Genomic DNA, 15,557 nt, shown 5'->3' with positions numbered 1-15,557 from the left:
ACGCCGCCATGCCTCACGCGCTCGCCACGCTCGGACGCCGGCTCTTGCCGAGCTTCATCATCACGCCATACACGATCGCCGCAATGGCAAGCCCCACGAACCACGCGTAGGTGTAGATGCTTTTGAACGCGTCGGGAACGGAAGGAAACGCGTTCGGAAACGCGGTGTTGAGGAATCCCGGCAGGTTGGGCAGCACGCCCAGGACGAGGGCGATCACCGCTGCCATATTCCAGCCGTTCGAGTAAGCGTATTCGCCGTTTTCCTCGAATAGCTCGGCCGTATTCAGGCGCGTGCCGCGCACGAGAAAGTAGTCGACGATGAGAATGCCCGCTACGGGCCCGAGCAGCGCCGAATAGCCGACGAGCCAGGTGAAGATGTAGCCCTGCGTGGTGGCGAGAATCTTCCACGGCATCATCACAATGGCGATGCCCGCGGTAATCAGGCCGCCCGCCTTGTACGAAATGGCTTTGGGCCAGAGGCTGGAAAAGTCGTAGGCCGGGCCGACAAGATTGGCGGCGAGATTGCAGCACATCGTGTCGAGCGTGAGGATGACGAGCGCGATGCCCACGCCAACACCTTCCATGCGGCTCGTGAGGTCGATAGGGTCCCAGATCGCCTTGCCGTAGATCACCACCGTCGCCGAAGTCACGACCACGGAAACCACCGAAAGCAGCGCCATCGGAACAGGCAAGCCGATGGCCTGCCCCACGAACTGGTCCTTCTGCGTTTTCGCGAAGCGCGTGAAGTCGGGAATGTTGAGCGCAAGCGTGGCCCAGAAGCCCACCATGGCCGTGAGGCTGGGCCAGAACGTCGCCCAGAAGAGCCCCGCCTTCTTGCCGCCCGCGACGAACTGGGAAGGTTGTGAGAGCATCGAACCCACCCCGCCTGCCTTCGAACAGGCCCACCACACGAGCACCACGCACATCACGACCTTGATGGGTGCGGACCAGCTTTCGAGCCAGCGGATCGAATCGGTGCCGTGCAGGATGAAATAGAGTTGCAGCACCCAGAACACGAGAAAGCACGCGCCCTGGCCGATCGAAATGCCGAGAAACGGCAGCGCGTCGCCCACCAGCGCGTTATGCGTGAGGATATTGATGAGCGTATAGATGGCGCTGCCGCCCAGCCACGACTGGATGCCGTACCAGCCGCACGCCACGATGGCGCGCAGCATGGCAGGCAACTTCGCGCCCTGGGTGCCGAACGAGGAACGCACGAGCACAGCATAGGGAATGCCGTATTTCGTGCCTGCGTGCCCGATCAGCAACATCGGCACGAGCACGATGAGATTACCGAGCAGCACCGTGAGCACCGACTGCCACGGCGACATGCCCTGCTCGGTGAGCCCCGCCGCGAGCATGTACGAGGCGATGTTCATCACCATGCCCACCCAGAGCGCCGCGAAGTGATACCAGCGCCACGTACGCTGCGCAGCGCCGGTTGGCGCGAGATCGTCGTTGTATAACTCGCTTTCGGCGCGGCGCGCGCTGGCGTCGCCAGTCAAGGGTTGACTCATGGTTGCGGTTCTCCGTGGCTTGTCGTTGGTTTCTTTCGTTTCGTCCGGTTCGGCTCAGTGCGGTTTCAATGCGTCAGGCGGCTTTCGGGTCGGCCACGCGTGCAGGGTTATTCGGATGCGTGGTCCAGTTCGCGTAGCGGCCCGAGTCGACGCGCTCCATCGTGATGCATTGGTCGACCGGGCAGACATGCATGCATAAATTGCACCCGACGCAATTCGCGTCGACCACTTCGAAGTGGCGCTTGCCGTCGCGCGTGGCGGTAATGGCCTGATGTGACGTGTCCTCGCAGGCGATATGGCACAGGCCGCACTGAATGCAGCGGTCCTGATCGACGCGCGCCTTGATGTCGTAGTTGAGGTTCAGGTACTGCCAGTCGGTGACGTTGGGCACCGCGCGGCCGCGAATCGCGTCGAGGTTCGCGTAGCCCTTGTCGTCCATCCAGTTGGAGAGGCCATCGATCATGTCGCTGACGATTCGGAATCCGTAATGCATCGCCGCGGTGCAAACCTGCACGCTTCCCGCACCGAGCACGATGAATTCGGCGGCGTCGCGCCAGTCGGAAATACCGCCGATGCCGGAAATGGGCAGGCCATGTGTTTGCGGGTCGCGCGCGATTTCCGCGACCATGTGAAGCGCAATGGGCTTCGCGGCGGGGCCGCAGTAGCCGCCGTGCGTGCCTTTTCCATCCACGGTGGGCAGCGGCGCCATCACGTCGAGATCGACGCCCACGATCGAGTTGATCGTATTGATGAGCGAGACGCCGTCCGCGCCGCCCTTCATCGCGGCACGCGCGCCATGGCGTATGTCGGTCACGTTGGGCGTGAGCTTCACGAGGCAAGGCAGGCGCGTGCCCTCCTTCACCCAGCGCGTGACCATTTCGATGTATTCGGGCACCTGCCCCACGGCCGCGCCCATGCCGCGCTCGCTCATGCCATGCGGGCAACCGAAGTTCAGCTCCACCGCGTCGGCGCCGGTGTCTTCCACCAGCGGCAAGATCCACTTCCAGTCTTGCTCGGTGCACGGCACCATCAGCGAGACGATAAGCGCGCGGTCGGGCCAGTCGCGCTTCACCTGCGCGATTTCCTTGAGGTTCACGTCGAGCGGCCGGTCGGTAATGAGCTCGATGTTGTTCAGCCCGGCAATGCGCTGGCCGCGCCAGGTGGTCGCGCCATAGCGCGAACTCACGTTCACCACGTGCGGGTCGAGCCCGAGTGTTTTCCACACCACCCCGCCCCAGCCCGCCTCGAAGGCGCGGTTGACGTTGTAGGCCTTGTCGGTGGGCGGCGCAGACGCGAGCCAGAACGGGTTGGGCGATTCAATGCCGGCGATCGTGCAACGCAGGTCGGCCATGATGCGACTCCTTCGAATTGTCTGGTTTCGATGTGTTGATCGCGCAGTTCAAGCCGCGCAGTTCAAGCCGCTCTGGCGGACTGACTCGCAAGGTAGCGGTCGATCGCGCGCGCAGCGAGCTTGCCGTCCTGCACGGCCTGCACCGTGAGGTCGGTTGCGCCGTGGCCCGCGCAGTCGCCGCCAGCGAATACGCCTTCGATGGACGTCGCGCCATCCGCATCCACAGCGATGCGCGCACCGCCTGCGGTCAGTTGCAGGGCATCGACGCCAACCAGGCCTTCGGGTAAGAGCTTTTGACCAATGGCCTTCAACACCATGTCGGCTTCGACACGCACGACTTCTCCGGTGCCGCGCAGCGCGCCGCCCGCGTCGAGCGCAGTACGCTCGAACTCGACAGTCTGCACGCGCGCGTCGCCCGTAATGCGCAGCGGCTTCATCCATTCGACCAGCGCCACGCCCTGTGCGCGAGCGAAGGCCTGTTCGGCCCAGGTAGCGCTCATCTGCGCCGCGCCGCGCCGATACGCAAGCGTCACCTGCTCCGCGCCCAGCTTGCGGCTTTGCACGGCGGCATCGATGGCCGTATTGCCGCCGCCGATCACCACCACCTTGCGGCCCACGGCCAGCGTGGAGAGATCGCCGGCTTCGCGCAGGCGCGCGATGAATTCCACGGCGTCGAGCACGCCATCGAGCGCTTCGCCTTCGATGGAAAGCGCTTGCGTGCCCCGGAGGCCCACGCCAATGAACACGGCGTCATACGCGGCTCGCAGCTCCGTTAGGGTGATGTCACGGCCAAGGCGCTGCCCCTGATGTATTTCGATCCCGCCGATGGAAAGCAGCCATTGCACTTCGCGCTGCGCAAAGTCGTCGACGACCTTGTATGCCGCGATGCCGTATTCGTTGAGGCCGCCCGGCTTTTCACGCGCGTCGAACACACTCACGCGGTGCCCGGCAAGCGCAAGCGTATGCGCGCAGGCGAGCCCAGCCGGCCCGGCCCCGACCACGGCAACGCGGCGCCCCGTCTCGCTGGCGCGCTTGAAAAGGGCCGGCGCGCCGGCGGCTTCGCGCGCCATCTGGAAGTCGGTGGCATGGCGCTGCAGCGCGCCGATCTGCACTGGTTCGCCATCCTGATGATTGCGCACGCATGCGCCTTCACAGAGAATCTCGGTTGGGCACACACGCGCGCACGTGCCGCCCAGCGGGTTTGCGCCCAGAATATCGCGCGCAGCGCCCTTGAGATTGCCGTTGCCGATCTTGCGGATGAAGCCCGGAATATCGATGCCGGTCGGGCAGGCCGCTACGCACGGCGCGTCGTAACAGTAGTGGCAGCGGTCGGCGGCAATGACAGCGGCGTTGGCGGAAAGCGGCGGCGCGACGTCGGCAAAGTTGCAGCCTAGCTGTTCGGCGGTGAGGCGGCCAGGTGCGATGCCGTCGGCGGCATTCGAGTTGGGCTGGGACATCCGGATGCTCCTTGCGAGGCAAAACACGGACTCGCCGGCTGTGCGGGACGCACAGCCGATACGTGGGGACAACGGGAATGACAACGCGGCTCTCAGGCCGCTTGCGCTAGCGTCAAAAGCGTCAGCCGGGTTCGCTCGCGCGTTCGAGCATGGCGTGGAGCAGCACGTTCGCACCCGCCTCGATCCAGTCGATCGTCGCGTCTTCGATCTCGTTGTGACTGATGCCGTCGATACATGGCACGAACACCATCGAAGTCGGCGCGACCGTCGCGAGATAGCAAGCGTCGTGGCCCGCGCCCGAAACGATCTCGCGGTTCGAATAGCCAAAGCGCTCAGCCGCCGCGCGCACGGAACTCACGCAGGCCTTGTCGAACGGCACCGGCGCGTAATAGAAAATCTGCTCGACCTGCGCTTCGAGCTTGCCTTGCTCTGCGATCTTCGCAATGCCTTCGCGCAGTTCGGCGTCCATCTGCGCGAGCACGTCGTCCAGCGGATGGCGAAAATCGACGGTGAAGAACACGCGGCCCGGAATCACGTTGCGCGAATTCGGATGCACCTGCATCATGCCGACCGTCGCGCAGGCGAGCGGCGCGTGGCGCAGACCAATTTCGTTCACGAGCTGCACGACGCGCGAGGCGCCCAGCAGCGCGTCGCGGCGGCGCGGCATGGGCGTGGGACCCGCGTGCGCTTCCTGCCCCGTGAGCACGACTTCGTACCAGCGCTGGCCCTGTGCATCCGTCACGACGCCAATGGTCTTGTTTTCGGCTTCGAGTATCGGCCCCTGCTCGATATGCAGCTCGAACGCCGCGTGAATCTTGCGCCCGCCGCACGGCAGGTCGCCCGCATAGCCGATACGCTGCAATTCCTCGCCGATGGTCTTGCCATCGACATCCTTGCGCGAAAGTCCGTAATCGAGCGTGAAGACGCCCGCGAACACGCCGGAGGCGACCATTGCAGGCGCGAAACGCGAGCCTTCTTCGTTGGTCCAGATCACGGTTTCAACGGGGCGCTCGGTCTGAATGCCATGATCGTTGAGCGAGCGGATCACTTCGAGCCCGCCCAGCACGCCATAGATGCCGTCGAAACGCCCGCCCGTGGGCTGTGAATCCGCATGCGAGCCGGTCATCACGGGCGGCAAGTCGTTGTTGCGCCCCGCGCGGCGCATGAAAACGTTGCCCATCTGGTCGACGCTCACCGTACAGCCCGCCTCTTTCGCCCATTGCACGATGAGATCGCGTCCCTGTTTGTCGAGGTCGGTGAGCGCGAGACGGCACACACCGCCTTTGGGCGTGGCGCCGATTTTCGCCATCTCCATCAGGCTGTCCCACAAACGCTGGCCGTTCACGTGGATCGCGGTCGTCAGCGCGGCTTCGCTTACTGCGTTCATGCGTGTCCTCCTGTGCGTGTTCGTCAAACGTGCATTCGTGCCACCTTCTGGGGCAGGAAGAACCATGGCGGTGCACACCTCGATGGCTCTTCGCGATTGCCGAAACCTCGCCCCGCGAATCCTGTCCGATTGGACAGGTTGTAGACGATAAACTTTGCGAATTCAATGCGGTGTTACCAGCGAGAAGCATGCCATCGATGCTGCAGTGCGCGAAAGCGCCCGCGCCGGTCCACGCGTTTTCCCCGAGTGCGGCGAATGCACGAGGCGCTTACATCGTGACTACAATGAAGCCGTCAAAGGCGCGGGAGCCGCGCGCCGCCTCTTTCCTTCTGAACGGACCGATCATCATGCGCGACGACGAACCCACCACGCGAGCCGCGACCCACGCGCTGCGCGGCACGGCGCACGAACGGGAAGCGGCTGACGCAACGCACAAGCCGCGCCGTCGCAAAGCCGCCATTCGCGAGTCGAACGAAGCGCATCTGCTCGCCTGCGCGGAGGCCGTGTTCGCCGAGCGCGGCTTCGAAGGCGCGAGCACGGCGCTGATCGCCGAGCGCGCGGGCCTGCCGAAAGCGAATCTGCACTACTACTTCCCGACCAAGCTCGCGCTCTACTGGCGCGTGCTCGACGACCTGTTCGAGGAATGGAATGCGGCCGCCAACACCTTCGACGCGAGCGACGATCCGGTCGAAGCCATTGGCGGTTATGTGCGTGCGAAGATGGAACTCTCGCGACGCAGGCCGCTTGGGTCGAAAGTGTGGGCGAACGAAATCATTAGTGGTGCGACACATATGCAGGACATCCTGCTCAAGCGCGTGAAGCCATGGATGGAGACACGCGTCACGCTGATCGATCGCTGGATTGCCGAAGGACTGCTCGCCCCCGTCGATCCGAAGACGCTCCTGTTCATGATCTGGGCAACCACGCAGCACTATGCCGATTTCGAGGCGCAAATTCGCGCGCTCTCGGGCAAGCGCGCCCTTTCCACGGCGGGGTTCGAGGCGAGCACCGAGGAAGTGGTGCGATTGATCTTGCGTGCAAGTGGCGCGCGCACGCCTGGGCAATAAGAAAATCGGCAACGTCGTGCCGATCGCCGTCTTGCTGGCAGGAATGCGTGGGCCATTGATCTCAGCGGTAAAACTCGGAAGGCGCAACACCAAAATGCCGCTTGAACATCGCGGCAAACGCACTCTGGCTTGTATAACCGTGGTCGAGTGCCACGGTCACGATCTTCTCGCCTTGCGCAAGACGCTCGAGCGCCAGAAAGAGCCGCGCATGCCGGCGCCAGCGCCCAAGCGTCATGCCGGTCTCGCGCTGGAACGCGCGGTGCAGCGTGCGCTCCGCCATGCCCAGCCTGTGCGCCCAATGCGCGACTTCGTGGGGCGCATCCGGCGCGGCGATGATCGCGTCGCAGAGTTTGCGCAATCGCGCGTCGGCAGGCCAGGGCAAATACAGCGGCAGTCGCGGTATCACCGCGAGTTCGGCGAGCAACAAACGCATGAGCAGGTCGTGACGGCCGCCCGGCGCGTAGTCGAGCGGCACTTGCACCGCGCCAAGAATCAATTCGCGCAGTAACGGCGGCACCTCGACCACACAGCTGCCTTGCGGCAGATCCGCTACAGCGCCGGGTTCCACGAACACGGTACGCATGCGCACGTTGCCGCTCATGCGTACCGTGTGCTCGAGCCCGGCATCGAGCCATACCGCACGCGTTGGCGGCACGACCCAGCGGCCCGCCTGCGCTTCGATCAGCATGACCCCCTCGACCGCATAGAGCAGCTGCGCACGCCGATGGCTATGCGTGGCGACGAACGCGCCGTGTGGGTAGTCGGCGGCGAGCGCCGCGACCGGCATTGGCGTGTTTTCAAAGGGAACGTGCACGTCCGGCGGCGGGAGGACAGTCATCGGCGTGTGCGTTGGGTCGAAGTTGAGTTGAAGTTGGGTTGAATCTAGCTGGCAGTTTTGCGACAGGAGTCGCCATTCTAGCGCGAGACAGCCCCCATTCTGGGCGCGCAATCTCTGGGTTCGTTCCACTCACCCACCTGCCCCCGATGCTCGCTCCTTCCTCGCGCTCCGCGCTCTATTCGCTCTTTCCGGTTACTGCCATTGCGCTGTGGTCCGGCAACGTCATGGTGTCGCGCCTGTCCGCGCACACCATCGATCCGTACGCCATCACCTTCTGGCGCCTCGTGCTCGCCGTCGCGCTGATGAGCCTCTTCGTGCCCGTGGGTGCGTGGCGCAACCGCGCCGCAATCATTGCGCAACTGCCCAGGCTCGCCTTTCTCGGCCTGCTCGCAATGGCGCTGTTCCAGTGCCTCTCGTACGAAGCCGCCAAAACGACGACGGCCACCAACATGGCCATCATGACCGCGCTCGTGCCGCTGCTCACCATGCTGCTCTCGGTCGTGCTGCTCGGCGAAACGCCGACGGCCGGCATGGCCACTGGCGGCATGCTGTCGTTCGCGGGACTCGTGTGGCTGATCACGGGCGGGCGTCCTGCGGCGCTGCTCGCGGGCGGCGTGCATGCGGGCGACCTGCTGATGCTTTGCGCAGGCGCCGCCTACGCGCTCTATGGCGTGCTGCTCAGGCGCTGGCATGTCGGACTGCCTTCGTGGCAATCGACGTATTTCCAGGCGATCGCAGCGTTGCTGTTCATGCTCGTGCCGATGGCGCGCCTTCCGCTCGCCGAAGCGCTGCCCACGCGCGCGAGCCTGCCGCTCATCGCCTACGCCGGATCGCTCGCATCGGTCGTGCTGCCGTTTTTCTGGATGCAAGGGGTGAAGCACCTCGGCCCGAACCGCTGCAGCATGTACATGAATCTGTTGCCTGTGTTCACCGCGGTGCTCGCGGTCGGCGCGTTCGGCGAGCGGTTGTACGCGCATCATCTCGTGGGCGGCGGCGTGGCGCTCGCTGGCGTGCTGCTCGCGCAAACGTGGCGCGTGCCGATTGCGGCCTTTTTTGCGCCCCGTTCCGAAGCCGACGATGGCGCGAAATCTTAAAACTGTGGCGTCCAATCGTAAATGCGATATCCGTGTTTGCCGTATTGTGCGAATTCGACCACGAACCCTGTACTGACGACATTTCGTGTGAACAATCGCGACATGATCGTCGGGCCGCGACAGCATCGTCCGCCACGCTACGCGAGGTGAGGTGAACCGCCATCGCCGCATGCCCCAACAGATCAAGCGACAATCATATCTTTAGGATAGCGTATGAATGATATTGCAGGATACGACTTCGAAGATCTGGCACCGGGGATGAGTGCGAGTTTCGCCAAGACCATCACCGATGCGGATATCGTGCTGTTTGCCGGCGCGTCGGGAGACAACAACGCCGTGCACATCGACGAAGAGTTTTCGCGCAAGACGCCCTTCAAGGGGCGCATTGCGCACGGCATGCTCAGTGCAAGCATTATTTCCGCCGCAATCGCCGGCCGCTTGCCCGGCCCCGGCACAATCTACCTCGGGCAGAATCTGCGCTTCAAGGCGCCCGTGAGGCCGGGCGACACGGTGCAAGCCACCGTGACGGTGCGCGAACTCATTCCGGGCAAGCGGCGCGTCGTGCTGGACACCGTCTGCACCGTGCAGGGCAAGGTCGTGATCGACGGCGACGCGCTCGTCATGCCCACTTCACGCGCGGATCGCGCTCCCGAAGAGCGTTCGGCAAACGACTTCACGAATACTGCATTGGAACGGGCATGAGCAATCTCTTCAATATGCCCGACGAGGTCGCGCACGGATTTTCCCGCTCGGCGAAAGACTTCCTGAACGCGCTGGCCGGTATTCCCGCGAGCGCAGCCGTTGCGCCAGCCGTGTTGCAGGAAGCCGGTTCTCGCTACTGGGGGCAGCAGTGGGCGCTGTGGACGAACATGCTGAACCTGCAGCCTGCAGGCAGCGAGGCATGCCGCGACCAGCGGTTTCGGGCGGATGAGTGGACCAGCAACACCTGGTACAGCCTGCTGCGGCAGAGCTACCTCGCCAATGGCGGCCTGCTCGAAGACATGATCGGCGCGACGGGCTATGACGAACGCGAAAAGCACAGACTGCGCTTTTTCATGCGCCAGTTGATCGATGCTGCGAGCCCCACGAACTACGCCGCCACGAACCCGGAGGCGATCCGCATGGCCATCGAGTCGAACGGCGAAAGCCTGCGGACTGGCATGACCAATCTGATTGGAGACCTCGCCCGCGGCACCATTACGATTACCGACGAGGCCGCCTTCGAGGTGGGTGAAAACGTTGCTGTGTCCAAAGGGGCGGTTGTCTTCGAGAACGCCCTGTTTCAGCTGATCCAGTACGTCCCGCTTGGCACGCACGTAGCCAAACGCCCGTTGCTCATCGTGCCGCCTTGCATCAACAAGTTCTATATTCTCGACCTGCAGCCTGAAAACTCGTTTGTTCGCTTCGCTGTCGAGCAGGGGCAAACGGTATTCATGGTGTCGTGGCGCAACCCCGACGCGCAAACCGCGCATACGACATGGGACGACTACCTGGAATCGGGCGTGATGGAGGCAATCGATGTCGCCCTTGCCATTACCGGTGCGGACAAGGTCAACACGGTTGGCTGGTGCGTGGGCGGCACGATCCTCTCTTCGGCGCTCGCGGTGATACGCGCGCGCGAAGAAGAAAAGGTTGCGAGCCTGACGCTGCTGACGACCATGCTCGACTTCACCGATCCGGGCGATCTCGGTGTGTTCATCGACGAGCAAACCGTGTTGCAGCGTGAGCGGGCGATCGGTAGCGGCGGCATCTACCCGGGGCGTGAACTCGGCTTCGTGTTCCAGATGCTGCGCGCCAACGATCTGATCTGGCCTAACGTGATCAACAACTATTTGAAGGGGAAAAGCCCGGCGGCTTTCGACCTGCTGTACTGGAACGCGGATAGCACCAACCTGCCCGGCCCGATGTACACCTGGTATTTGCGCAACATGTACCTCGAAAACAACCTGCGCGTGCCCGGCAAGCTCACCATGTGCGGCGTTCCGGTCGACCTCGGCCGCATCGACATGCCGGCCTATGTGCTGGCGACCCAGGAGGATCACATCGTTCCGTGGAAATCGGCGTGGCGCAGCACCCAGCTTCTTGGCGGTGAGACCCAGTTCGTGCTCGGGGCAAGCGGACATATCGCTGGCGTCATCAATCCGGCGACAAAGAACAAACGGTGCTACTGGGCAGGCGGCGATGTGAACAGCAATCGGGCAAGTGACGCCGATGGTTGGTTTGCCTCTGCGCAGCAGGCTTCGGGCACATGGTGGAACCACTGGATCGCGTGGCTGCAACCGCACGCAGGTGGGCGAGTCAAGGCGCGCACGAAGCTCGGAAATGCGCAATTCCGGCCGACCGAGCCCGCGCCCGGGCGTTACGTCAAGACGCGCTCGAGTTGAGCGACGCGTGCGAGCAGTCATCGCACGTGCTACGCGGCCCTGACTAACTCACGCTCGCCAAACACATGGCGATGTTCCAAACCACGCAACTCGTGTTAGAGGGGGCGGCCTTTCGCCGTGCCCCGCTACCGGGCTTTCCGGAATGGCCGCTTCGTTGCGACGACACGTATTTGCCATCGTCAACTCAACGCGCATACCGTTGGCAAATCCGCTGCGCACCATTTACCCAAACCCATGAACGGGTTGAAACGCCGAGTGCAATTTCCTGACTACACTTCATAGGCAGGGGCGCACAAAGCATGACCTCCTGGATGTAACGGTGCTTCCAGTCCGGTCACTTTATGCGCCGCGATTCGCGCCATCCTGGTGCGATGTCTATGGGAAATACGGCGTATGTTCAAAGGCCGGATTCGTGCGGCACTCCTCGGTGTCTTCGTCGCCGCCATTGCGCCCGCCAGTCACGCGCAATACACGACCGACTGGCTCGCCAACACGTTTGGCACGCTCGCCGCCCACGTCGGTAATGGCGCACGCTCGATGTGGGTTGCGCCCGAGGGGGTCATCTACACGTCATCGCGCTGGGACGAAAACGCGGGCGGCGTAGCGCTCTATCAGAACGGCGCCGCGCGCGGCACCGTCGGGGCACACGACGAATTTCAGGGCAGTGCCATTACCGGCAACGCGACGTCGATCTTCGTCGCGCTCGGTTACAGCCGCGCATTCGGCAGCGGCTCCGTGGGCCGCTACAACCGGAACGCGAATGCGCGCGACCTGCGCATTGCAGTCAGCACGTGGACCGGAATCCAGAACGCAGACGTGATCACGGGTCTCGCAACAGCGGGCACACTGCTCTACGCCAGCGACTACTACGGCAACCGCGTACGCGTGTACACGACCGACGGCGTCTGGCAGCGCGACATCGGCGTGCAGCAACCCGGCGCACTTGCCATCGACGGCGCCGGCAACGTTTGGGTGGCGCGCGAAAACGCTGGCGTGCTCGCGCAGTTCAGCCCGAGCGGCGCACTGCTGAACACGATCCAGATGGCCGCGAGCGCCCGCCCATCGGCGCTCGATTTCGACGCGCCGACGAATCAGCTGCTGGTTGGCGACCAAGGGCCCGACATGAACATCAAGTGTTACGCCCTGACCGGTGTGCAGGCGCTGGTCGGCACCTTCGGCGTGCAGGGCGGCTATCTCGACACCACCACGGGCATCAAGGGGCAAGTCGGCGACAAGCGCTTCACGCGCGTCGTAGGAATCGGCAAGGACGCAGCCGGCAATCTCTACGTGCTCAATAACGCGTGGGGTGGCGACTGGGATCTCGGGCGCAACGGCAGCACCGACATTCATTCGTACAGCTCAACGGGCACGCTGCAGTGGACGGTGCAGGCGCTCAATTTCGAGGCCATCGCGGCGCCCGACCCGGCAACGGACGGCGCGAACTTCTACAGCGGCAACACCATCTACACCGGTACGTCAGGCGGCACGTTCGTCGCGAACACGATCGATCCGTTCACCTGGCCGACCGATCCGCGACTGAACATGAGCGACTATCAGCGCGGCCAGTTTTTCGGCCAACTCGTCGTGGTGGGCGGCAACCGCATTCTCGTCGCCTCCGGTCAGAATCCCGACACGTTCAACTTCTTTCATTTCCAGCCGTCGAGCGGCTATATCGCCATTCCCGACGGCTCAATTCCGGGCAAGGCGTTCAATACGAATACGAAGGTGACGGGCGGCTTCGCGATCGACGGCAATGGCGACGTCTGGGCCGGTCTCGACCGCACCAACCAGATATTCCACTACCCGCTAGCGGGCTTCGACGCGAACGGCAAACCGTCATGGGGCCCAGCCAGTATGATCCAGATTCCGCGCACCGTGCGGCCGCTCACGCGCATTGTTTATCAGGCGGACAGCGACACGATGATCCTCGCGCAAGGCATTGCGGGAAGCTGGGACTGGACGGCGATGAACGGTCACATCGAGGTCTATCACGGCTGGCAAGCGGGCAACACGAGCGCGCCGGGTCCGGTGATCGATCTCACGAGTCCGAATCCGAAATCGATCGCAGCGGCCGGACACTATCTGTTCGTCGGCTACGTGCATACGGTGCCAAATATCGACGTGTTCGACCTCGACACCGGCAGTCTCGTCACGACGCTGACGAACTCGAATCCAGCCGCAATCGATGTTGGCAACGACGTGGATTCGATGTATGGCATACGCGCGTACCTGCGCTCGAGCGGCGAATACGTGATCACGAAAGACAATTACAACGGATCGAGCATCGTGGTTTATCGCTGGCACCCGTAACCGCATGGCCTTTACGCGTGTCCTTGCCTTTCCCGGTGTATAGTCTGCAGCGTGCCGGCGTAGACGTTCAGGTGTACGAACGGGATCGAACGCGCGTCGACGGTCTGCAGGGCTATCGCGTCGGCATCGATCAGCACTGCCTTGCCGCACTGAAGGCCGCGCTGCCGCCGGAACGCTTCGCAACGTTCCTCGCCACCTGCGCGCGCACGCCAGGCTACTTCAACATGCTCACCGAACGCATGTCGGAGCTGCTGTCGGTCGGGATCGGCGAAAGCGAGATCGATGGCGGCAAGTCGGTGAGCCGCATGACGCTGCGCCAGGTCTTGCTTACGGGGCTCGAAGAACGCGTGCATTTCGACAAGACCTTCGTTGAATACGAGCAGCATGCCGATGGCCGCGTGACCGCGCACTTTGCTGACGGCACGCGCGCGAGCGCCGACGTGCTGGTCGGCGCCGACGGCGCGCGCTCGAAGGTGCGACGGCAACTGCTGCCGCACGCGAGGCTCGAAAACACCGGCATCGTGAGCATCGCGGCCAAGGTGCCGATGACCGAAGCCAACCGCGCGCTGCTGCCACCCAAGGTGCTCGACGGCATTACGCTGATATCGGCGCCGAAGGGCTATGGCGCAATCATCCATGTGATGGAATTCAACTGGGACCCGGCCGGCGCCAGATCCGGCGTCGGCGGCAACGACGCCGCGTTGATCGAACGCTGGCCGGGGCTGCTCTACGACAACACGCGCGACTACCTGATGTGGGGCGTATGGGGCGCGCGCCGCAACGTCCCCGCCGACCCGATGAAACTCGAAGCGCCGGCCCGTCTCGCGCTTGCCACGCAGATGACCGACGGCTGGCACCCCAACCTGCATGCGTTGATTCGCGCGTCGGACCTCTCAACGACTTTTGCCGTAGACGTGCGCACGTCGGTGCCCGTCGACCCTTGGCCAGCCTCGAACGTTACGGTGCTCGGCGATGCAATCCATTTGATGACGCCGGGCAGAGGCGTCGGTGCGAATACGGCGCTGCGCGATGCGCAACTGCTCGGCGCGCAACTCGTGCGCGTTGCGCGCGGCGAACTGGCGCTCGTGGATGCGATTGCCGACTATGAAGCACAGATGCGCCGCTATGGCTTTCACGCTGTCGCTGAATCGCGCAAGCAGTTCGACGAGCGCGACGCGATCCATCGCCCCATTGTCGGCCGCTTCGCGCTCGGTGCGATGCGTACGGCGATGCGCGTCGTCAACAATGTGCCGCCACGGAAGCGGCGCATGATCGACTCGGAAAACCGGTTTCGTGGCAGCGAAGATGCGAGCGCAGTGGCTTCGCATTAGGGCACGCTGCCGGGCCTGACCCCGCGCAGGCATGTCCGGCGTCTGCTTCCTGTTGAATTAGAGTTTGCGCATTGAAAGCGCTTTGTTTTTGCGTGCTGCCGTCCCCTGCCGTGGCGTCCCTTCCCCGCCATTCGCTAGCATTTCTTCGCCAACGCACCCCATCGCAACGGTTAGCCCCGACAATCCCCATAAGGCGGCCCTGTGTTTGCCGCGCGAATGAATCATATGAATCATATTGCTTCGTAATGCGAATCAAGTGGTGGATGACTTGCGTTTCAAGTCACCGCACTTTGCAGCGATATGTTATTGCGCTCCGCTAGTAACCGGCGGGACCGCAACGACGATAGTTGCTCTGAACAATGCCGACGACGCACCAGGGGAGCGAGTCGAGGTATATCGCTTGCGCGCCTGTGGAGCGACGCGCGGAGCGGCTTTGCGCGAGCCAGACGCGGTTTTTGAATCGGCTTGCGCGAAATTGGGGGGGACGATGAACCGATCAATCAAGCAGGCCGTGGTCTGGGTGCTCGTTTTAGCCCTGTCGGGCGCGGCCTTTGCTGCGGCCGGTGGTAATGGCGGTGGGAACGGCGGTGGTAATGGTGGCGGGAACGGCGGTGGGAACGGCGGCGGGAACGGCGGCGGGAACGGCGGTGGGAACGGCGGTGGTAATGGTGGCGGGAACGGCGGCGGGAACGGCGGTGGTAATGGTGGCGGGAACGGCGCAGGCGGTGGCCACGGCTCTGGGTCGGGCTCTGGGTCGGGCTCTGGCTCTGGCTCTGGCTCTGGCTCTGGCTCTGGCTCTGGCTCTGGCTCTGGCTCTGGGTC

12 protein-coding genes are annotated in these 15,557 nt (G+C 63.7%); 6 read left to right on the top strand and 6 right to left on the bottom strand.

The window, feature by feature from the left end; genetic code table 11:
• Positions 1–13 precede the first annotated feature (13 nt).
• The 4 genes from U5A58_RS24675 to U5A58_RS24660 all read right to left on the bottom strand — a co-directional run bounded on the left by U5A58_RS24675 (position 14) and on the right by U5A58_RS24660 (position 5,711).
• Positions 14–1,516, bottom strand: coding sequence for an NCS1 family nucleobase:cation symporter-1 (locus U5A58_RS24675; protein ID WP_321963424.1), 1,503 nt, complete (start codon positions 1,514–1,516; stop codon positions 14–16).
• A gap of 73 nt (positions 1,517–1,589) precedes the next feature.
• On the bottom strand, positions 1,590–2,867 hold the full coding sequence (gene preA / locus U5A58_RS24670; RefSeq protein WP_321963423.1) for an NAD-dependent dihydropyrimidine dehydrogenase subunit PreA: 1,278 nt from the start codon (positions 2,865–2,867) through the stop codon (positions 1,590–1,592).
• 62 nt (positions 2,868–2,929) lie between these two features.
• Positions 2,930–4,324, bottom strand: coding sequence for an NAD(P)-dependent oxidoreductase (locus U5A58_RS24665; RefSeq protein WP_321963422.1), 1,395 nt, complete (start codon positions 4,322–4,324; stop codon positions 2,930–2,932).
• 121 nt (positions 4,325–4,445) lie between these two features.
• Positions 4,446–5,711 (bottom strand): Zn-dependent hydrolase, encoded by a 1,266-nt coding sequence (locus U5A58_RS24660; RefSeq protein ID WP_321963421.1) that lies wholly within the window; start codon positions 5,709–5,711, stop codon positions 4,446–4,448.
• A 347-nt stretch (positions 5,712–6,058) separates the two neighbouring features.
• Here U5A58_RS24660 and U5A58_RS24655 point away from each other — a divergent pair, with 347 nt between their 5' ends.
• Positions 6,059–6,778, top strand: coding sequence for a TetR/AcrR family transcriptional regulator (locus U5A58_RS24655; RefSeq protein ID WP_321963569.1), 720 nt, complete (start codon positions 6,059–6,061; stop codon positions 6,776–6,778).
• Between the two features lie 61 nt (positions 6,779–6,839).
• On the opposite strand, the gene U5A58_RS24650 is transcribed toward U5A58_RS24655, so the two are convergent.
• Positions 6,840–7,616 carry a helix-turn-helix transcriptional regulator gene (locus tag U5A58_RS24650; RefSeq protein WP_321963420.1) on the bottom strand — a complete coding sequence of 259 codons (777 nt, stop codon included), beginning with the start codon at positions 7,614–7,616 and terminating at the stop codon, positions 6,840–6,842.
• Positions 7,617–7,762: 146 nt separating this feature from the next.
• Between U5A58_RS24650 and U5A58_RS24645 the strand changes: the two genes are divergently transcribed.
• From U5A58_RS24645 to U5A58_RS24625, 5 genes are all read left to right on the top strand, one after another.
• Complete coding sequence (locus tag U5A58_RS24645) at positions 7,763–8,710, top strand: DMT family transporter (RefSeq protein ID WP_321963419.1); 948 nt, start codon at positions 7,763–7,765, stop codon at positions 8,708–8,710.
• A 213-nt stretch (positions 8,711–8,923) separates the two neighbouring features.
• Positions 8,924–9,412: a MaoC family dehydratase gene (locus tag U5A58_RS24640; protein ID WP_321963418.1), complete on the top strand. Its 489-nt coding sequence runs from the start codon at positions 8,924–8,926 to the stop codon at positions 9,410–9,412.
• On the top strand, positions 9,409–11,094 hold the full coding sequence (gene phaC / locus U5A58_RS24635) for a class I poly(R)-hydroxyalkanoic acid synthase (RefSeq protein WP_321963417.1): 1,686 nt from the start codon (positions 9,409–9,411) through the stop codon (positions 11,092–11,094). Before U5A58_RS24640 ends, phaC begins: the two co-directional genes overlap by 4 nt.
• A 393-nt stretch (positions 11,095–11,487) precedes the next feature.
• Positions 11,488–13,404: an SMP-30/gluconolactonase/LRE family protein gene (locus U5A58_RS24630; RefSeq protein ID WP_321963416.1), complete on the top strand. Its 1,917-nt coding sequence runs from the start codon at positions 11,488–11,490 to the stop codon at positions 13,402–13,404.
• A gap of 17 nt (positions 13,405–13,421) precedes the next feature.
• Complete coding sequence (locus U5A58_RS24625) at positions 13,422–14,735, top strand: NAD(P)/FAD-dependent oxidoreductase (protein ID WP_321963415.1); 1,314 nt, start codon at positions 13,422–13,424, stop codon at positions 14,733–14,735.
• Positions 14,736–15,264: 529 nt separating this feature from the next.
• Here U5A58_RS24625 and U5A58_RS24620 read toward each other — a convergent pair.
• Complete coding sequence (locus U5A58_RS24620; RefSeq protein ID WP_321963414.1) at positions 15,265–15,468, bottom strand: hypothetical protein; 204 nt, start codon at positions 15,466–15,468, stop codon at positions 15,265–15,267.
• Between the last annotated feature and the right edge of the window lie 89 nt (positions 15,469–15,557).

The organism is Paraburkholderia sp. J7 (assembly GCF_905220155.1).
GTDB lineage: Bacteria > Pseudomonadota > Gammaproteobacteria > Burkholderiales > Burkholderiaceae > Paraburkholderia.
Note: the sequence above shows the minus strand (reverse complement) of the source record. Positions and strands in the feature narration are given on the sequence as shown.